Source organism: Pseudomonadota bacterium (genome assembly GCA_016927275.1).
Lineage (GTDB): Bacteria > UBA10199 > UBA10199 > 2-02-FULL-44-16 > JAAZCA01 > JAFGMW01.
The window spans coordinates 18,969-38,772 of sequence record JAFGMW010000097.1; the positions used below are offsets into that span (position 1 = coordinate 18,969).

16 protein-coding genes and 2 tRNA genes are annotated in these 19,804 nt (G+C 64.0%); 16 read left to right on the top strand and 2 right to left on the bottom strand.

Annotation, left to right across the window (positions count from 1 at the left end):
- Positions 1–252 precede the first annotated feature (252 nt).
- The 7 genes from hslU to mtgA all read left to right on the top strand — a co-directional run bounded on the left by hslU (position 253) and on the right by mtgA (position 8,706).
- The gene (gene hslU / locus JXA24_06915) at positions 253–1,908 is read left to right on the top strand and encodes an ATP-dependent protease ATPase subunit HslU (protein MBN1283483.1); all 1,656 of its coding nucleotides are present in this window, start codon (positions 253–255) and stop codon (positions 1,906–1,908) included.
- A gap of 48 nt (positions 1,909–1,956) precedes the next feature.
- Complete coding sequence (argF, locus tag JXA24_06920; protein MBN1283484.1) at positions 1,957–2,871, top strand: ornithine carbamoyltransferase; 915 nt, start codon at positions 1,957–1,959, stop codon at positions 2,869–2,871.
- Between the two features lie 36 nt (positions 2,872–2,907).
- Positions 2,908–4,194 carry an adenylosuccinate synthase gene (locus JXA24_06925; GenBank protein ID MBN1283485.1) on the top strand — a complete coding sequence of 429 codons (1,287 nt, stop codon included), beginning with the start codon at positions 2,908–2,910 and terminating at the stop codon, positions 4,192–4,194.
- A 1-nt stretch (position 4,195) separates the two neighbouring features.
- Positions 4,196–5,452, top strand: a complete 1,257-nt coding sequence (locus JXA24_06930; protein ID MBN1283486.1) for an RsmB/NOP family class I SAM-dependent RNA methyltransferase — start codon at positions 4,196–4,198, stop codon at positions 5,450–5,452.
- Between the two features lie 308 nt (positions 5,453–5,760).
- Complete coding sequence (locus JXA24_06935; GenBank protein MBN1283487.1) at positions 5,761–6,384, top strand: response regulator; 624 nt, start codon at positions 5,761–5,763, stop codon at positions 6,382–6,384.
- Positions 6,385–6,406: 22 nt separating this feature from the next.
- Positions 6,407–8,035, top strand: coding sequence for a PAS domain-containing protein (locus JXA24_06940; protein ID MBN1283488.1), 1,629 nt, complete (start codon positions 6,407–6,409; stop codon positions 8,033–8,035).
- Complete coding sequence (gene mtgA / locus JXA24_06945; protein ID MBN1283489.1) at positions 8,032–8,706, top strand: monofunctional biosynthetic peptidoglycan transglycosylase; 675 nt, start codon at positions 8,032–8,034, stop codon at positions 8,704–8,706. The genes JXA24_06940 and mtgA overlap by 4 nt, the downstream gene beginning before the upstream one ends.
- Positions 8,707–8,762: 56 nt before the next feature.
- Here mtgA and JXA24_06950 read toward each other — a convergent pair whose 3' ends face one another.
- Complete coding sequence (locus JXA24_06950; GenBank protein MBN1283490.1) at positions 8,763–8,942, bottom strand: hypothetical protein; 180 nt, start codon at positions 8,940–8,942, stop codon at positions 8,763–8,765.
- 202 nt (positions 8,943–9,144) lie between these two features.
- Between JXA24_06950 and JXA24_06955 the strand changes: the two genes are divergently transcribed.
- The 9 genes from JXA24_06955 to JXA24_06995 all read left to right on the top strand — a co-directional run bounded on the left by JXA24_06955 (position 9,145) and on the right by JXA24_06995 (position 19,285).
- Positions 9,145–9,217: transfer RNA gene (locus JXA24_06955), tRNA-Lys, on the top strand.
- A gap of 7 nt (positions 9,218–9,224) precedes the next feature.
- A tRNA-Glu gene (locus tag JXA24_06960) sits at positions 9,225–9,296 on the top strand.
- Between the two features lie 278 nt (positions 9,297–9,574).
- Positions 9,575–10,132: a dCTP deaminase gene (locus tag JXA24_06965; GenBank protein MBN1283491.1), complete on the top strand. Its 558-nt coding sequence runs from the start codon at positions 9,575–9,577 to the stop codon at positions 10,130–10,132.
- A gap of 5 nt (positions 10,133–10,137) precedes the next feature.
- Positions 10,138–10,599, top strand: coding sequence for a DUF2203 family protein (locus JXA24_06970; protein MBN1283492.1), 462 nt, complete (start codon positions 10,138–10,140; stop codon positions 10,597–10,599).
- A 25-nt stretch (positions 10,600–10,624) separates the two neighbouring features.
- Positions 10,625–11,092, top strand: coding sequence for a hypothetical protein (locus JXA24_06975; protein MBN1283493.1), 468 nt, complete (start codon positions 10,625–10,627; stop codon positions 11,090–11,092).
- 269 nt (positions 11,093–11,361) lie between these two features.
- A complete protein-coding gene (locus JXA24_06980; GenBank protein ID MBN1283494.1) occupies positions 11,362–12,294 on the top strand; it encodes a DnaJ domain-containing protein in 933 nt (310 codons plus the stop codon).
- A gap of 70 nt (positions 12,295–12,364) precedes the next feature.
- Complete coding sequence (locus JXA24_06985) at positions 12,365–13,543, top strand: acetyl-CoA C-acetyltransferase (GenBank protein MBN1283495.1); 1,179 nt, start codon at positions 12,365–12,367, stop codon at positions 13,541–13,543.
- 300 nt (positions 13,544–13,843) lie between these two features.
- Positions 13,844–14,872: a hypothetical protein gene (locus tag JXA24_06990; protein MBN1283496.1), complete on the top strand. Its 1,029-nt coding sequence runs from the start codon at positions 13,844–13,846 to the stop codon at positions 14,870–14,872.
- 60 nt (positions 14,873–14,932) lie between these two features.
- Positions 14,933–19,285, top strand: a complete 4,353-nt coding sequence (locus tag JXA24_06995; protein MBN1283497.1) for a hypothetical protein — start codon at positions 14,933–14,935, stop codon at positions 19,283–19,285.
- 132 nt (positions 19,286–19,417) lie between these two features.
- Here JXA24_06995 and JXA24_07000 read toward each other — a convergent pair whose 3' ends face one another.
- The gene (locus JXA24_07000) at positions 19,418–19,753 is read right to left on the bottom strand and encodes a four helix bundle protein (protein MBN1283498.1); all 336 of its coding nucleotides are present in this window, start codon (positions 19,751–19,753) and stop codon (positions 19,418–19,420) included.
- Positions 19,754–19,804 lie beyond the last annotated feature (51 nt).

A 19,804-nucleotide genomic window follows, 5' to 3' on the forward strand; every position in this document is an offset into this window, starting at 1 on the left:
GTTTCATTCCACCACAGTCCTCTGCGTGCGCCGCGACGGGAAGGTCGCGATCGCGGGCGACGGCCAGGTCAGCTTCGGCAACATGGTGATCAAGGAGACCGCCAACAAGATCCGGACCATGCGCGACGGCAAGGTGCTGGCCGGCTTCGCGGGATCGAGCGCGGACGCGTTCACCCTCTTCGAGAGGTTCGAGCAGAAGCTCGAGCAGCACCGCGGCGCCCTCACCAGGTCGGCGGTCGAGCTCGCCAAGGAATGGCGCACCGACAGGGTGCTGCGCAGGCTCGAGGCCATGATGATCGTGGCCGACGCGGAAAAGACCTTCACGATATCCGGCACGGGAGACGTGCTCGAGCCGGACGACGGCGTCACCGCGATCGGCTCCGGCGGGCCCTACGCCCTCTCCGCTGCGCGCGCTCTCATGGCCCACACCGCCCTCGACGCAAAGAGGATCGCCGAGGAGGCGATGGCGATCGCGAGCAGGATCTGCATCTACACCAACGACCGCATACATGTTGTGGGACTGGACCAGGCGCCGACCCCATGAGCGAGAAAAACTTCACGCCCCGCGAGATAGTTTCGGAGCTCGACCGCTTCATCATCGGCCAGGGCAGGGCCAAGCGCGCCGTGGCCATCGCGTTGCGCAACAGGTGGCGCAGGCGCAAGGTCGACGCCCCGCTGCGCGACGAGATCGTGCCGAAGAACATCATAATGATCGGCTCCACCGGCGTGGGCAAGACCGAGATCGCCCGCCGTCTCGCGAGGCTCGCCGAGGCGCCGTTCATCAAGGTCGAGGCCTCTAAGTTCACCGAGGTCGGCTACGTGGGCAAGGACGTGGAGTCCATGATCCGCGAGCTCACCGAGATCGCGGTGAAGATGGTTCGCGAGGAGGAGGGGCGCCGGGTCAAGGCCCGCGCGAGCGAGCAGGCGGAGGAGAGGCTGCTGGACCTGCTGCTGCCCGGGCAGGAGGCGGAGCCTCCGCAGGCCCCCGGCGCGGAGGAGTCGGCCGCGGACAAGCGCGGTGCCACCCGCGAGAGGCTGCGCGAGATGCTGAGGAGGGGCGAGCTCGACCGCCGCTCGGTCGAGCTGGACGGCGCGCCGCGCGCACCCCGCGGCCCGATCGAGGTCGTGGCCGCGACCAGCCTCGAGGAGATGAGCGCCAACCTCCGCGACATGCTCTCGAACATCGTCCCCTCGGGCCGCAAGCGCAGGAAGATGAAGGTGACCGAGGCGCTCGGGTTCCTCGCCGACGAGGAGGCGGGCAAGCTCATCGACATGGACGCGGTGGTGAAGCAGGCGGTGGAGAGGGTCGAACAGAACGGCATAGTGTTCCTCGACGAGATCGACAAGATCGCGAGCCCCAGGGGCGAGGGGCGATCCTTCGGCCCGGACGTCTCGCGGGAGGGCGTGCAGAGGGACATCCTCCCCATAGTGGAGGGCTCGACGGTCGTCACCAAGTACGGCGTGGTGAAGACCGACCACATACTCTTCATCGCCTCGGGCGCTTTCCACGTCTCCAAGCCGTCGGACCTCATTCCCGAGCTCCAGGGGCGCTTCCCGATCCGCGTCGAGCTCGACACTCTCACGAAGGACGACTTCTTCAGGATACTGACCGAGCCCGACAACTCGCTGGTCAAGCAGTACAAGGCCATGATGAAGACCGAGGGCACGCAGATAGAGTTCGACGAGCAGGCGCTGCGCGAGGTCTCCGAGATAGCGGCCGAGGTGAACGCGCAGCTCGAGGACATAGGGGCGCGGCGCCTGCACACGGTGATGGAGAAGCTGCTCGAGGAGCTCTCGTTCACCGCGCCGGAGCGCTCGCCCCAGTCGGTCACGATCGACAGGAAATACGTGAGCGAGAGCCTCTCCGACATCGTGAGGGACCGCGACCTGTCGCGATACATACTGTAGGTGCCGTCCCGGGCCGCAGGCGAACGATGCCACAAAAAGGAGGATTCGATGCCGAGACACCTGCTCACCATGTTCGATTTCACCGCCGACGAGATCACTGGCCTCATGAAGCGCGCCGCGGAGCTCAAGAAGATGCAGAGGGCGGGCAAGCGCCACAGGCCACTGGAGGGCAGGACGCTGGGCATGGTCTTCGAGAAGTCGTCCACGCGCACCAGGGTCTCGTTCGAGGTGGGGATGTACCAGCTAGGCGGCCACGCCCTCAACCTCACCACCCAGGCATCCCAGCTCGGCCGCGGCGAGACCTACGAGGACACCTCCCGCGTTCTCTCCCGCTACGTGGACGGCATCATGATGCGCACCTTCGAGCAGAGGAGGATAGAGAGGGTGGCGTCGGCATCGAGCGTGCCTGTGATCAACGGGCTTTCCGACCTCGTCCACCCCTGCCAGGTGCTGACCGACATGTTCACCGTCGTCGAGAACACGGGCTCCATCAGGGACCGGCGAATAGCGTACGTCGGCGACGGCAACAACATGGCCAACTCCTGGATCAACGCGGCGATCATCCTGGGCTTTTCGCTCTCCCTCGGCTGCCCGGAGGGCTACGACCCCGCCGGGATGATACTGGACAAGGTCAAGGACGGCGGCTATTCAAACATAAGGCTCGTGCGCGACCCGCGCGAGGCGGTGAAGGATGCGGATGTGATCAACACCGACACGTGGGTGAGCATGGGGCAGGAGGGCGAGGGCGAACAGGAAAAGCTCAAGGTGTTCCGGCCTTACCAGGTGAACGCCCAGCTGCTCTCGCTGGCGAAGAAAGACGCCATCGTCCTGCACTGCCTTCCCGCGCACCGCGGCGACGAGATCACCGACGAGGTGATGGACGGGCCGCAGTCGAGGGTGTTCGACCAGGCGGAGAACAGGCTGCACGTGCAGAAGGCGATACTTGAGAAGCTGATGGGCTGAAAAAAAGAAGCTAGAAGCTAGAAGCAGGGAGAGATGATGGCAAACGTGATTGTGGTGGGGACTCAGTGGGGCGACGAGGGCAAGGGGAAGATCATCGACCTGCTCACGCCGCAGGCGGACGTGGTCGTACGCTACCAGGGCGGCGCAAACGCGGGCCACACGATGGTCATAGGCGGGCAGAGGACCATCCTCCACCTCGTCCCGTCCGGCATCCTCCACGAGAGGTGCCTGTGCATCATCGGCAACGGCGTCGTCTTGGACCCCAAGGTCCTCATCGACGAGATCGACGGGCTCCAACAGCAGGGGTATCTCAAGGACAAATCCAGGCTCGCTGTGAGCCAGAGCGCCCACCTCGTGCTCCCTTATCATAAGGTCATCGACCAGCTCAGGGAGGAGTCTCTCGGCGGCGCGAGGATCGGGACCACCGGCAGGGGCATAGGCCCTGCCTATGAGGACAAGGTCTCGCGCCTCGGGATAAGGGCGGGCGATCTCATGGACCCCGACGTCCTCAAGTCGAGGCTCGACGCGGTGCTTCCGATGAAGAACCGCCAGATCGAGATGCTGGGCGGGAAAGCGGTTGTCTATGACGAGCTCATGGACTCCGCCGCGGAGTGGTCCAGGCTGCTTTCGCGCCACGTGTGCGACGCCGAGCAGCTCCTCCACCGGAAGATCAAGGAGGGGGCGAAGATACTGTTCGAGGGCGCGCAGGGCACCGCTCTCGACGTGGACCACGGGACCTATCCCTACGTCACTTCGTCCAACACGGTCGCGGGCGCGGCGTGCTGCGGCGCGGGCGTGGGCCCCACGATGATCGACGGGGTCCTCGGCATCACCAAGGCGTACACCACCCGCGTCGGGAACGGCCCGTTCCCCACGGAGCTTCGCGACGGGACCGGCGAGTACCTGCAGGAGAAGGGCAGGGAGTTCGGATCCACCACCGGCCGCAGGCGCCGGTGCGGCTGGTTTGACGCGGTGGTGGTGCGACACGCGGCGCGGGTCAACGGCCTCACCATGCTCGCGGTCACCAAGCTGGACGTGCTCTCCGGGCTGGAGAGGCTCAGGATCTGCACCGGCTACCGCTGCGAGGGGAACGTCATAGACGACTTCCCGGCGGAGCTCGCGCAGTTTGAGCGGATCGAGCCGGTCTACGAGGAGATGCCCGGCTGGGATGGCGACATCTCGGCCGCGCGCACCCTGGGGGAACTCCCCCGCGAGGCGCAGGACTACCTCGCCCGCATCGCGGATATCGTCGAGGTCCCCATCTCCCTCGTCTCGGTCGGCTCCGAGCGCAGCGCCCACATGATACTCAAGAGCCCATTCTGAGATGGACGCCATCGATCATGCAGCATGCGTCCTGCGCATGTTCGAGATCGAGCCCGCGCCGCTCGACCGGCTGCTCGACTCCTACCTGAAAGACCATCCTGAAATGAACTCCAGGCAGCGCAGGGTAGTGGCCCGCGCGGTCTACGGCGTGGCCCGCTGGGGAAGAAGGATCGACGCCTGCATGCGGCTCGCCGGCATCGCAAGGCCCGACCACAGGCTGCGCGCCGAGGCCTACCTGCGCTGGCACCCGTGCGACGACTTCGAGCGCATGCGCGCCGCGCTCCGCCCTGATCCGCGGCTGGACGGGCTGGACGTGGAAGCGGTCGGCATCGAGCGTTTTCCCGGCGGCGACGCGGCCTTCTTCTCGTTCCCTGATTTTCTCTACGGCGCGCTCGTCGATCGGTTCGGCGCGCAGGGCGCGCGCGAGATGGCAAAGGTCCTCAACGACCCCATGGGCCCTACGCTCAGGGTCAACACGCTGCGCGCGGGGAGGGAGGAGTTGATCGAAAGGCTCCGAGCGGAGGGGATCGGTGCGACGCCGACGCCGCGCTCCCCATTCGGGCTCAGGCTGTCGATCCGGTCGAACTTCCGCGGCCTTCGCTCGTTCACGGACGGCCTCTTCGAGGCGCAGGACGAGTCGAGCCAGCTGGCGGCGATCCTCTCCGACGCGCGGCCGGGGGAGAGGGTGCTGGACGCGTGCGCGGGCGCGGGAGGCAAGTCGCTCGCGCTCGCCGCAATGATGGGGGGCCGAGGCGAGATACTCGCCTTCGACAGTAAGGGGCGCGGCAGGAAGGAGTTCGCGAGGCGCGCGGCGCGGGCTGGGGCGAGGTGCGCAAGGACCGTCGGTGCAGCGGCGCTCGATAGTGAGGGCGCGGCGTTCGACATGGTCTTCGTGGACGCGCCCTGCACAGGGACCGGGACGCTCAGGCGCGCCCCTGACCTCAAGTGGCGCATCGACGCCGAGACCGCGGGCGGGATGGCGGCTTTGCAGTCTGGGCTGCTCGAGCGCTGTGCGCGCCTTGTGAGGCCCGGCGGGAGGCTGCTCTACGCCACGTGCAGCCTGCTCGCGGAGGAGAACGAACGCGTCGTCGCGCGGTTTATCGCACGCGGCGGATTTGAGACGGTCGATGCCGGGGAGGTCATGTTGCGGCGCGGCGTCGATCCGGGCGGGATCGTCACCGATCAGGGTTTTCTTTTTACAGATCCGCGGCTCGGCGACTGGGACGGGTTCTTCGCAGCGCTGCTGAAGCGGGGATAAAAAAAGGCCAAGTCCGGAAGGGAATCGCCTATCCTCCTTTCAAGCCTGGTTCAGGCTGTTTTGAAAAATTGGCTGATTCCCGCACTCCGACCTGGCCAAGACAATTATAGCAAATTCATGGTTGAATTTCCAACGCTGCGGTGGGTCTTTTTTTTATGCATAAATAAGCGCCATAAATCATGGAATTCGGCGATTTTATATTTTGGGTTGTCGAATAATCCCCTATCTGCTAAGAGCGCAACTTCACGTATCAATTGTGCAATCTCTATAACGTAATCGGAGGACCGACGCCCAAGGAGGGAAATCAGATGCGCCAGAAGGACGTGCTCACCACATTCGAGGCTGCGAAGCTCTGCAGGGTCAGCTACAACACGATCAAGAACTGGATAAAGAGGGGGCTGCTCAACGCCTACCGCACCGCCGGCGGCCACCTCCGGATCAACTCCGAGGACATACGGATATTCTGCCGCGAACACGGGATACCCATGGACGACAGGGCGGCGCCGGCCCCCAGGAAGCTCCTGGTCGTCGACGACGAGGAGGTGATCCGCACGGCGATCCAGGACGCGCTGCGCGGTTTTCCGGAGAAGATCGAGGTCTACACGGCATCGGACGGCTTCGAGGCGGGCACGATCATGGAGTCTGTGAAGCCCGACATCGTGATACTCGATCTTGTCATGCCGGGCATGGACGGCTTCAAGGTGTGCCAGAGCATCAGGCGCTCGCCCGCGCTCTCCCACGTGAAGATAATGGTGCTCACCGGCTTCGGCTCGGAGCGCAACGTCGATCGCGCAAAGGAGCTCGGCGCCGACGTCTGCCTCTCGAAGCCGATCGATCGCGCCGCGCTGTTCGAGAGCGTCGCTGACATGCTGAAGCCCCGCAAGGGTGTCAGGGCCGTCAGGCCCAAGAAGAAGAGGGTGAGGAAGGGTTGACCCCCCTCCCCACGTCCCTGCCATGAGCCCAGTCAGGAAGCGCCCCGGGCTGTCAAGCGCACAGATATACAGCGCCTTCGTCGAGGCGGTGGACGACCTCGTCTATGTGGTGGACCGCGAAGGCCGCTATGCGATGTTCAACAGGCGCGGCCTCGAGGAGTGCGGCTTCAGGCAGGAGGATGTGATCGGCAGGACGCCGGTGGAGGCGTTCGGGCCCGCGATGGGCCGCCCCTTCATGCGCAACAACGCGCAGGTCATCTCGTCAGGCAAGCCGCTGGCCCTGCAGGAGTGGATCGCGATAAAGGGCGTGAGCCGCTGTTACTCGACCTCGCTCAACCCTGTCCTCGACGCGCACGGCGAGGTGAGGGCGGTCATAGGGATAAGCCGCGACATAACCGACATGAAGAGGATGGTGGAGGAGCTCCAGATCGGCTCCGAGCGGGCGAAGTCCATGTTCCGCCAGCGCGTCCACTTCGAGCACATGGTCAGGGAGATAGTGCGCAGCTCGATCACGCGCCACCGCATGAACGATTTCCTCGGCTCGGTGATATCGATCCTCGGGGAGGGGCTTGAGGTGAGCCGCTCCTACTTCTTCCTCTACGACCACGAGCGGCAGACGGCCAGCAACACCCACGAGTGGGTGGCGCCCGGCGTCGAGCCCACGAGGGAGATGCTGCAGGATGTGCCGATCGGCGCGCAGCCGTGGTGGAGCAAAGAGATGCTGGCGGGCAGGATCGTCTGCCTGGAGGATGTCTCTGCGGCCCCGTCCGCAGAGCTCGTCGAGTTGCTCAACTCCACGTCGGTGAAATCGGTGCTCTCGATCCCCATCTTCGTCTTCGGCAGGCCCCACGGGTTCATCGGCTTCGACCAGTGCGACCGCAGCCGTCGCTGGGACGATGTAGACATCGAGCTCTTGAGCAGCGCCTGCAGGATAGTGGCGCAGAAGATCGAGCGCAGCAGGCTCGAGGAGGAGATGCTCGGCGCCGAGAGGCTGGCCGCCATGGGAAGGCTCAGCCAGGTCTTCGCCCACGAGATCAACAACCCTCTTCAGGGCATACTGCTCCACCTCGAGGCGCTGGCCGGCCACGTGGGCGAGGGCGGCATGGGCACCTACGGTCACGTGCTGGAGGGGTTCAAACGCATATCGGAGATCATAGGAAGGCTCTCCGAGGCCTCGCGGTCGAAGGTGGAGTTCGCTCCGGTCGACGTCAACGAGGTGCTCAGGAGCGCGTTCGGGCTCCTCTCCAGCAAAGCGGACAGGGGGATCAACATCCGGTGGTTCCTCGACGAGAGGCTGCCCAGGGTGTCAGGCGACGAGAAGAGGCTGCACCAGGCGGCGCTCAACATCCTCATCAACGCCCTCGACAGCATGCAGGAGGGCGGCGAGCTCACCATATCCACCTCGGGCCGCGGGGAGGCGGTGGAGATCGAGGTGTCCGACACGGGCTGCGGCATAGAGGAGAACGACATCCCCTATCTCTTCGAGCCGTTCTTCACGACCAAGGGGAGATCGGGCACCGGGCTCGGCCTGTTCGTCTCCCACTCGATCGTGACCGAGCACGGGGGCAACATACAGGTCTTCAGCGCGAAGGGGCAGGGCACCGCCGTGCGGATGACGCTGCCGGTGGGGCGGAAGGGGGGGGCGAAATGAGATCATCGCGGCTCGCCCTGCGGGGCGCCCTCCTCATGACCGCGGCGATGACGGCGGGGCTCGCCTGGTGCCTCTGGATCACCAAGTGCGTGAGCACGCCTCCGGTCGCTCATCTTGTCTTCGCGAGGCCCGGGGTGACCTCGTACATGCGCGCTGACCGCAGCGGGCCTTTGAAGTTTTCCTGGAAACCGCTCTCCGGGATATCGCCGTACCTCAGGCAGGCGGTGGTGATAGCGGAGGACGACCGCTTCTATTCGCACAACGGCTATGACATCGAGGCGATCAAGGACGCGGCCAGGGTCAACCTCAGGCGCGGCCGTTTCTCTCGCGGCGGCTCCACCATCACCATGCAGCTGGCGCGCAACCTCTATCTGTCCCCCGACAAGTCGCTGCTGAGGAAGTTCAAGGAGCTCATGATCGCGCTCAAGATCGAGCGCACCCTTTCGAAGGAGCGGATACTGGAGCTGTATCTCAACGTGGTGGAGTGGGGCGGCGGCATCTACGGCGCCGAGGCCGCCTCCAGGCACTACTTCGGGAAGGCGGCGGCCGATCTGAGCAGGGGCGAGGCGGCATTTCTCGCCTCCATACTCCCAAGGCCCCGCTTCTACGACAGGCGCAGGGACGCCCCCTCTTCCCAGCGGAGGGCCTCTGTCATACAGGGCCGCCTCTGACGCAAAAAGACCCGGGGCCTGCGGCGCCGGGTCCTTTTAGCCGACTTCGTTGCAACTCAGATGTCGCGGTCCTTGATGGTCTGGCGGCCGTTGTCCTTGGCGCGCGCCACTGCCTTGTCCAGGAGCTCGCGGACTGCGTTGGAAATGGCGTCCACCGCCGTCTCAGAGGTCTGCATGCCCTTGGTCTTCACGTACTCCTTGATCTTGGAGACCACCACCAGAGTTTCGCTTGCCATATCAATCCCCTCCTTTTGGTTATTTCGTTGAATTCGATGGCCTACAATCTTGGAAAACGGCTGTTTAGTCAAATAAAAAAGAGGCGGGGGCGAATTGACATCCGGCGCACCATCTGTTAACGGGGCCGGCCCTGTGTGCGCATCTTGGCTTTACCTGCGGCGTCTTTTGGGTTAAGAAAATCAGCAATTTAGGCGGTAAGGCGGGCCGCTAGCTCAGTCGGTAGAGCAACGCCCTTTTAAGGCGTGGGTCCCCGGTTCGAATCCGGGGCGGCTCACAGATAGGACCCCATCGTCTAGCGGTCAGGACACCGCCCTTTCACGGCGGCAGCACGGGTTCGAGTCCCGTTGGGGTCGCAAGGAAATGGGGGGCTTTATGCCCCCCATTTCCTTGAGCCATTGGGGGACGAGAACCGCGGCCGAGAGGCCGCTGTTCGACGACCTTCAGACAGAATGGTTCATCTGATGTTGAAGTGCCGGCGAGTGGGAACCGCGAGCCGGCGTCCCGTTGGGGTCGCCAAATTTACGGGAAGGCCAAATGCCTTCCCGTAAATTTTTGGGTCTCTCCTTGAACTCCCTCCGGCGTTGTGTATATTCCGCCGGACCTTGGTCCCAGAGAGTTTCCGGGAGGCGCTATGGCGGTGAAATCGGACAGGTGGATCTGGAAGATGGCGAAGGAACAGCGCATGATCGAGCCGTTCGAGGAGGGGCAGGTGCGCACCGGCATCTCCTTCGGGCTCGCCTCCTACGGCTACGACTTCCGCATCGCCGACGAGTTCAAGATCTTCGACCCGGCGGGAATGGGGGTGATGGACCCCAAGGATTTCGGCCACGTGCACTTCCGCGACTTCAAGGGGCCGGTCTGCGAGATCCCGCCGAACAGCTACGTGCTTGCGCGAACGGTCGAGTACTTCCGCATACCCAGGGACGTGCTCACGGTCACGTACGGCAAGTCCACCTACGCCCGCTGCGGGGTGCACATCCACGTGACGCCGTTCGAGCCCGAGTGGGAGGGATACGCGACCATCGCGATATCCAACGCCACGAAGCTGCCGGCCCGCATCTACGCGGGCGAGGGGATGGGCCAGGTGATATTCCTGGGCGCAGACGAGCCGTGCCGTGTCTCGTACGCGGACAAGAAGGGCAAGTACCAGGCGCAGAGGGAGATCACCGCTGCGAAGGGAAAGGGCTGAGCGGGATGCACGAGCTGAGAAAATATTTCGACCTCGTGGAGGCGGAGGGCATGATACCGGAGCTGGAGCACCTCTTCGCGGAGCTCGCGAAGATACAGCTCAAGGTCAACGACCTCTGCAGGGCCGCCGAGGCGGCGGGCGTGAGGATAGACGTGGAGGACGCCATCGAGGGCCGCCTCGATTGCGGCTGCCGGGCCTTGCCGGCCATAGGCGCGAGGATAAAGGAGCTCTCCGAGGAGTACCTAGACATCCTCGACGACATCGCGGACACCGGGGCAGTGCTGTGCGACGTGGACCTGGGCATGGTCGGCTTTCACACCTGGTTTTTCGGCCGTGAGATCATGCTCTCGTGGCAGTACGGCGAGCCGGCCATAGGGCACTGGCACGGGCTCGCCGAGGACCCCTTCGAGCGCCGATCGCTCGACCTGCTCTTCGCCCAGCGGCCCGGCTCGGTGAGCTTGCATTGAGCACCCGCTGTGTTACTTTCCCCTCGTGATCGACGGACATCGCAGCCCCTTCGCTGAGTTCCTGTTCATCCCGTCCGCCCTGCGGACGCTGTGGCTCGCCGCCCTCTCGAGGCTCTCCGGCGCGATCGCGCGCACGGGGTCCGGCAGGGCAGCCCGGGCCCGCGTCCAGGCGGCCCCGGCCTTCGCGCCGAGGCTCATGCTTCGCCCCGACGGCGCGGTGCGCTGCGACGCCTGCGGGCTCTGCGCGATCGCCTGCCCCGTGAAGTGCATCGCGATGGAGGCCGGGGAGGGCGCGCCCTCCTCGTTCGAGATCGACATGCTCGCCTGCATCTGCTGCAACGCATGCGTCGAGGCGTGCCCCTGCGACGCCCTCCGCATGGACGCGGGGCCGCTGCCCCCGCCGTCAGCTGACCGCGCATCCTTCGTATATGACCTCGCGAGACTCCGGGCCAACCACCCCGCCGACGCCTCCCCCCTCTCGCGCGCCCTGTGAATACGAAACTGAGACTCTCGACACTATGCCACACAGAGGCCGAACGGTGTCGCTTTGACTGAGCGAATCGGGGTGTTCTTCGCAGCGGGGCTCACGGAGGCCGGGTGCCGTAGCCTGTTATGATCCGGCCGACGTGGCCCAGCGAGGAGACGGCGCATGAGGCGACGAGCGGAGCGAGAAGAACGGCCCGATTCGCTCAGTCTGAATGGCTGTCTCTAGCTTCTAAAACCAATTGACATCAAGGCGTTAGGGCCTGAATATCGGGCGCCATGAAGGACTACTACCAGGTGCTCGGCGTCCCGAGGGGGGCCTCCGCTGACGAGATCAAGAAATCTTACCGCAGGCTCGCCAAGCAGCACCATCCCGACGTGAACCGCGGCGACAAGGCGGCGGAGGAGAAGTTCAAGGGGATCTCCGAGGCCTACAACGTCCTCTCCGACCCGGAGCAACGGAGGAAATACGACCTCTTCAGCCAGGGGGGCTTCGGCGGGGCGGGCCCCGGGGGCTTCAGCTGGCAGTCCACGGGAGCGGGCCCCGAGGGGTTCGACTTCAGGCAGGCGGACTTCGGCGACCTGGGCGATCTCTTCGGCGAGCTCTTCAACATGGGCGGGGTGAGGCGCAAGGCCCCGAGGCCCGAGTGGGGCAGGAGCGGGCCCGAGGCGCCGGTCAACGGCCACGACACCTACGCGGAAGTGGAGGTCGCCTTCGAGGAGGCGATCGCCGGCACGGAGCGCAAGATATCCATACGCCGCGGCGACAAGGTCGAGAAACTCACGGTCAAGGTCCCGGCCGGCGTGGACAACGGCTCCAAGGTCCGCATCTCGGGCAAGGGGCAGCCCGGCTTCGGCGGCGGCCGATCGGGCGACCTGTACCTGCGCATACACGTGAGCCCCCACCCCGACTTCTGGCGCGAGGGGGCGGACGTCTACACCGAGGTCCCCATCACTATATATGATGCGGTGCTGGGGGCCGCGGTCGAGGTCCCCACCCTCGACGGCCACGCCAGCATGAAGGTGCCCTCCGGCACCGAGGGCGGCCAGAAGTTCAGGCTCAAGGGCAAGGGGGCGCCGAAGCTCGGCGAGCGCGGCAAGGGGGACCAGTATGTGATCGTGAAGATCGTTCCGCCCAAAGACATAGGCTCCGAGGAGCGTAAGACCTTCGAGGATCTGGCTCTGAAATATCCGTACGATCCGAAATCGTGACACGTGACGCGAATTGACGTTCCGGATCCCGGGTCCCGAATCCCGGGCCCCGAAAAATGGAGGTCCTGCGATGACTCATTCTGTGATCCTCTCCGCAGTCCGCACGCCGCTCGCCTCGTTCCAGGGCGGGCTCGCCTCCGTCAAGGCGACCGACCTCGGCGCCTGCGTCATCCGCGAGGCGCTCAGGCGCGCGTCGGTGGCCCCCTCCGACGTGGACGAGGTGCTCATGGGCTGCGTGCTCGCGGCGGGGCTGGGCCAGAACCCCGCGCGCCAGGCCGCGATCGCGGCAGGCATCCCCGATTCGGTCGAGTCGATCACCGTAAACCGCGTCTGCAGCTCCGGGCTGCGCGCCGTGATGCTGGCCGACCAGCTCATACGCGCCGGCGACAACCGCATCGTGGTGGCCGGCGGCATGGAGTCCATGACCCGCGCTCCGTATCTTTTGCCCGACGCCCGCTCCGGCATGCGCATGGGGAACTCCCTGGCCGTGGACAGCATGGTCCACGACGGCCTCTGGGACATACACTCGAACCAGCACATGGGAGCCTGCGCGGAGCTGTGCGCGGAGAAGTACGGGTTCACCCGGGAGGGGCAGGACGAGTTCGCGGCCGCGAGCTACAAAAAGGCACAGGGGGCGATCGCCTCCGGCGCCTTCAAGGCCGAGATCGTGCCGGTGGAGGTGCCGGGGAGGAAGGGCGGGAGCGTGACCTTCGACATTGACGAGGAGCCGGGGAGGGCGGACTTCGAGAAGATGAGGGGGCTCAGACCCAGCTTCAAACAGGGTGGCACGATCACCGCGGCCAACGCGAGCTCAGTTTCCGACGGGGCCAGCGCCCTTGTCCTCATGTCCGAGGATTGGGCGGATAAGGCCAAAATCAGGCCCATGGCAAGGGTCGTGGCACACGCGAGCTTTGCCCACGAGCCGGTCTGGTTCACGACCGCCCCTGTCGGGGCAATTAAAGCAGTGCTTGATAAAGCCAAGCTAACTATTAAAGATATAGATTTATTTGAGATTAATGAGGCCTTCTCTGCGGTGACCATGGCCGCTGTGCGGGAGTTCGGGATAGACAACTCCAAAGTGAATATCCACGGAGGGGCAGTCGCCCTCGGCCACCCGATCGGCGCCTCCGGCGCCAGGATACTCACGACCCTCCTCTATGCGATGAAGGCGAAAAAGGCGAAAAAGGGCCTTGCCACCCTCTGCAACGGCGGCGGCGGCGCCACGGCCATCGTGGTCGAATCGCTCTGACCCCTTATAATATAAATAGTTGTCAATAGTGCCCTGCAGGCCGATTTTGTCCGCCGTTTTTTTTCCGTATTTTTTCCTCAAAAAATAAATTTTTTGCGCGATGCGCAGGACGCGGTGCGTCTTTATAACCCCCTATAAATCTGTCACTTTTTTGTGCCTTGGCGCCCTGTGCCCGCCCCCCTCACGGGCCTTTGATAAAAATGACGCAACTTTCTTCGGCCTCACCCGATAATGAAGATGGAAGAAAACGTAGACGAGTATGCATGCGTCTTTTCAGGGGGCACAAAGAGGAGAAGAGCCATGAGCGACAAAATGACGATCGTCAAGGGGTATTGCCCGGGAAAGGAAGAGGACTACGGATGCCTCACTCCGTCCATGAGCCTCTATGACGCCTGCCAGGGGGTTATGGGGGGCGACGCTGCTTCCCCTGATAATGTGAAGACCTGTACCGACAGCTATCTGGGAGAGGCGTACGATCCCGAGTCGGAGATCAGCCGGAGTTCCGGTCTTACTCAAGAGGAGCACTCGATGCTCGCGTTGAGCATCGCTCCTGCCGATGAGACCACTGAGACCACTGAGACCACTGAGACCAGTGAAACCGATGAGACCGATGAGACTGATGAAACCGATGAGACCGATGAAGCCGATGAGGCCGATGAGGGCGACGAGGCCGATGAATCTGTCGAGGGCGAGGCGTCCTGGAAGTCCCGCTTTCAACTGGGGCTGATGGCCGATGTGGGCATCAACACGATGAGCTTCTCCTTCGACGGCGCCAAGGTGGGCGAGGGCCCGGAGGGAGATCTCCAGTCGGGTGAGGACCCGAATTTCGAGCCGGCAAAGGATGCGGAGTCAAGGCTGTTCTCCGGCAGGGCAGGGCTGAAATTCGCATTCGCGGCCGGCGATAGAGTCAGGATCGCGTTGCAGACCGCGCTCGGCTGGGTGGCCCAGGAGGACTACAACTACGGCAACGGGATATATCAGGACCTCAAGCCGATTCTGACCGTGGATGCGGGCATCGAGGTGATGGGCCGCGTGCACGAGTTCGCTGCGCTCGGCGCCGAGTTCGGCTACAGGCACGCATATTCGGGCGAGACGATAGTCGGCACGGTGATGGACGAGCTCAAGGCCGACGGCGTGCTCGCCCTGGCCAAGGTCGCGATCCCGTTCGAAGGAGAACATGCGGGTATGGCGTTAGTGCTCAGCGCAGGCTACAGCGGGCTGAGGACCAAGCCGCAGGAGGATTGGGCCGGCGTCAAGACAACGGGCGTGTCACACGCCTTCGTTATCATGCTGGGCCTGGAGGGCCTGTTGAATCTCGTGAACAAATGATCGGGAGGGGGATCCTGATCGGATGAATTCAGGGGGAGAACGGATCACACGGAGGTCAAGATGAAGATGACGATAAAGGGGATGACGAGGGTGCTCGGGGCGCTGGCCTTGTGCCTGGCCCTGTGCCTCTCCCAGGCAGCATTTGCCAAGGGTTCGCCGCCCGATGGCATCGATCCCGACGATCTCGGCAAGTGCGAGATCAATAACGGCGGCTGGGACCACACGCCCGGCAGCACGGGCATATCCCTGCGCAGCGCGCTCTGGTACGCCAACAAAATAGACGGGCAGCACTACGCCTGCTACGACAAAATAACTCTCATGACCGATGTGTTCATGGAGAGCCCCGCCGTGATACTGGGGCCTGCCAAGGGCCTTGAGATCGACGGCAACGGCAAGACCATCAACCTCTCGAAGTGGTCTGGGCACACGGCCACGGACGGCAACTCGGGCCACGGCTGCGCCATCTACGTGAGCGCCGAGGAAGTCACCATCAAGAACCTCAGCATCTCCGGAAAGTCGGGCATCAACCACAGCGGGATCTGCCTGAAGAAGAAGGACGGCAAGATCGAAGAGATCTCCATAAGCGACATGGACAACGACGGGGTCAAGATATCGGGGACCAAGTCCGAGGCGAGCAATATCGACATCTACGACTCCGGAAACGGCATCGCGGTCGAGGCGGAGGGCGTCAAGCTGACCGACGTCGAGATCAACAACGTGGACGGCGCGGGCGTCAGGCTACTGGGAAACAACGCGAGGCTGAGCGACATCGAGGTCAACTCGGCCGGGGAGACCGGCCTTGAGTTCGGCCCCGGGGTCACGGGCAACAAGGTGCTGCCCAACTGCACGTTCCAGGCCTCGACCGACAGCGGCGTCGGCATACTGGACGACTCCTCGAAGAGCAACGCGGGCACGAACATAGTGATCATGACCAACCGCGTGGGCTCGGTCGACAACGACGGCTACGACGCGGTGACGGACGAGGGCATCCTGATCTGGGAGGAGGAGGAGTATTACTCCGTGAATCAGATGCTGGGCGATCTCTCCGGCGTCTCCGATCCGGCCGGGACTTCCAAGATCGACATCTCCGTGACTGCGGAGCTCCTCCTCAAGTCCAATAAAGAGGTGGTGCCCCTGGTCACCGAGGTCAGGCAGATCGGCACGAGCCAGCGCTATATGGTGGAGGGGTTCTTCGCTCAGGTGGAGGAACTCGACGAGGACGGCGAGGGCGGATTCGACCAGATCCAGTGCAAGGACCTCGTCGTGGACAAGAGCGTGGCGCGCCTCGCGGTCTTCATGGTCAGCGACACCGAGATGAAATTCGCCGGCGTGGTGGGCAACAACTCGGCGATGGGCGTCAAGGGCAAGGAGGGGACGTTCAAGTTCTACTTCGACCCCGAGGCGGACGGCCAGGAGGCCTTCACGGGCGCGAAGTTCGTGCTGGTGCCGGTGAGCAAGGACTGGGAGCTCATGGGCCGCGCGAGCGCCTACAAGCGGCTGACCAACGGCCAGAACGACTGCACCGACATCTCCGGCAGCGGAGAGGACTACGACACGGACGGCGCGACGACCTGGAGCATGGACAAGCTGGTCGAGTGGTTCACGGTGGGCGAGTGCTCCATCGCGACCGACATGCAGTCGGGCCAGATGGTGGACACCACGACCGACAGCGACATGGACGGCATACCCGACTTCCTCGAGATGGGCATCAGGAAGAAGGCCGGGAAGTGGGTCTACGATCCCATGCACGCGAACTGCAACTGCGACGACACCGAGCTCACCTGCTGGTTCAGGCCCGACAGCGACTTCGACGGCATAAAGGACGGCAAGGACCGGTACGACTTCCTCACCGCGTGGAAGTTCTACGCGAGCAAGGACTACCTGGACGATACTTATAATGACGAATTCGGCACGCTCGTGGGCGAGAAGGGGATAGAGCTCAAGCCCCAGCCCACCGACACGGAGGGCGACGGGACCCCGGACTGCAAGGACGAGGACAGCGACAACGACTCGCTGAAAGACGGCACCGAGGACCGCTCGCGCGTGTTCAATCCCTATGCGAGGGCCTACTGGAGGTATCTCGACACCATCGGCAACACCTACTATCCGGCCGGCCCGGGCGAGGCGGACGCGGGCTCCATGGTGGAGTGCACCGACGAGCTCAAGGCCGACCCGAACAACGGCTTCGACAAGGGTATCATGTACGGCATCTACGTGGCAGGCGGCACGGGGAGCAACTACCTCTCCGAGCCGGTCTCCGCATCCCCGTTCAACATCGGGGGGATCCTCACCAGCGGCAGCGGCAGGGGGCTGTACCCCATGGCCTGCATAAACGAGTCGGTCAGTTCGGCGACGAACTTCAACGGCATCTACAACGAGGTCAACGGCGAGACCAACGCCCGCAACGCGGACACCGACGGCGACTGCGTGTGCGACGGCGACGGCCCCGGCTGCGCGGCGATCGACGCCCAGGAGACCGATTGGGTGGGTTTTGCCTCGTGCAGCGAGTACCACAGCAGCGCTCTGACCATGAGCAATCCGGCGTGGCTCAACGACCGCTGCCCGCAGAGGATGCACCCGGACAACAAGTGCACCCCGCTGTGCGTCGAGGGCGAGATAATGACCTACGTCTCCCTCCATGCGGACGAGAAGTTCTGGGAGCAGGTGGGCACCAAGATCCAGCTCACCGACGAGGACGGGAACAGCGTGCCCGATCTCTTCGAGCAGACCATGAAGTTCTGCGGCGACGATCCGGACGACTGCATCGATGTGATAGACTATCAGGTAATCCATGACAGCTGCTCCGACATCGACAGGGACGGCATACCCGACTGCGCGGAGCGCTGGAGCTGGAGCTGCACCCCGACGCAGGAGCAGACCATAGGGCTGGATCCGTATAACCAGGACACCGACGGCGACGACCTCATAGACGGCATGGGTCTGGGCGACATGGAATCGGACGTCTGCCCCTTCACGAACAAGGTCGCCATGGGCTACTCCGACGCATTCAACGAGGTCAACCCGAACTACAGCTGCAACCCGCGCGAGGTCTACAGCAACGGCGGCAGGCCCCTTCAGGTGCTCTCCTGCTTCCTCGACCGCGACTCGGAGGGCGTGCGCGACTGCCTGGAGGACAAGGACCAGAACGGCAAGGTCGACACTCCCCAGAACGGACTCGCAGGCATCGTCCGTTCGGAGAGCGACCCGATTAAGCTAGACACCGACGCCGACGGCCTCTCCGACTTCGAGGAGGTCTTCGGCTGGCCCTACAGGACCAACCCCGCGCTGATCGACACTGACGGCGACGGCCTCACCGACCTGGGAGAGGACATGGACGGCGACAGGTACATCACCTTCGTCGACCGCACCGGCATGATGTGCAAGGGCATCGGCACCTTCGACACCGACCCCAGGAACGCCGACACCGACGGCGACGGCATCTCCGACAAGGTCGAGATCGACGGCGACATCATAGATCCGGACCTCTTCAAGGCCATGCTGCAGGACGCCACGATCTGGGTGGATGGCATCGGGCACGGCTCCGACCCGAACGCCAAGGACTCGGACAACGACGGGCTGACGGACAGTGAGGAGTACGGCGGAAACTCCATATTCTTCTACAACTCCAATCCCTGCATGGTCGACTCGGACGGCGACATCATGCATGACAAGGACGAGCTCCCCGGCTGCAGGCTCAACACCGACCCGAACTGCATAGGCAGCGAGGACGGCACGGCCGACGGCCTCGACTCGGACAGCGACGGGCTATCCGACCTGCACGAGATGATGCTCGGGACCGATCCCTACAACCCCGACACGGACGGCGACGGGGTGTGGGACGGGATCGAGGACGGAAACCGCAACGGCGTGTACGAGCCGCACCTGGGCGAGACCAACGCGCTCAACTCCGACACGGACGGCGACAGCCTCACCGACGGCTACGAGCTGCGCTACGGGACCGACCCGACCAACATCGACACCGACGGCGACTGCGTTCCCGACGGCATCGAGGACGCGAACCGCAACGGAGTGTACGACGTCGGCGCGGAGACCAACGCGCTCTCGTGGGACACCGACGGCGACGGGCTGCCGGACGGCTGGATAGCCGGCATGGGTCTGGGCGAGGACCTCAACTGCAACGGGATCCGCGACGTGGACGCGGAGGGCCGCTACCTCGAGACCGATCCGCGCAACCCCGACTCCGATCTCGACGGCTTCAGCGACTACGACGAGATGATACACGGCGGCCGCGGCTTCAGCACCGAGAACATCAGCCGCGCGACCCTGGGAAGGGAAGGCTGCTCCATGGTCGGCTCGGCGGGAGGCTCGCCCACCAGCATGTTCTACCTCATGGGCGTGCTGCTGGCCGCGGTGAAGGCGATCGCGATGAGGCGGAGGAACGCCTCTGCTTGAGATGAAGGGTTAGTGAGCTCCCCCAAAGGCCCCGGGTTAGCTTCGGCTTCCCGGGGTTCTTATTTCCAAAAAAATAGAGAGGAGATCGGGAGAACTGAGACACGGAAAACCGAGAGAAAAAAAGGGGCCTTGCTACGGCAAGGCCCTTATTTTTACATAGGCCAGGCGGAGGCGCGATTTGAGCGACTCCTGCTCGGGCCTCTTGATGAGGCCGAAGGCATGGGCGAGGTCGAGCGCGGCCGCGACCTCGGAGATTGAACCCATTGAGATCCTGAAGAAGCGGCGCCGCTCGATGCCCTGCCTCTGTTTTCCATTTCCCTCGGACAGATTGAGAACGGCCGAGGCCATCGCCCGGCTGAGCTGATCGGCTAGGTAGCCGTGGCCCCGCGGCCACCTGGTCACCCGCCTTGCAACCTCCTCTGCCGTTGAAAGCAACTGCCTGTAGCACTCCAGTTTTTCGTGATTCATACGACCTCCTTTTGGTTCGGTTTTCGTTTCGGGCTCTCAATCGGGCGGGAG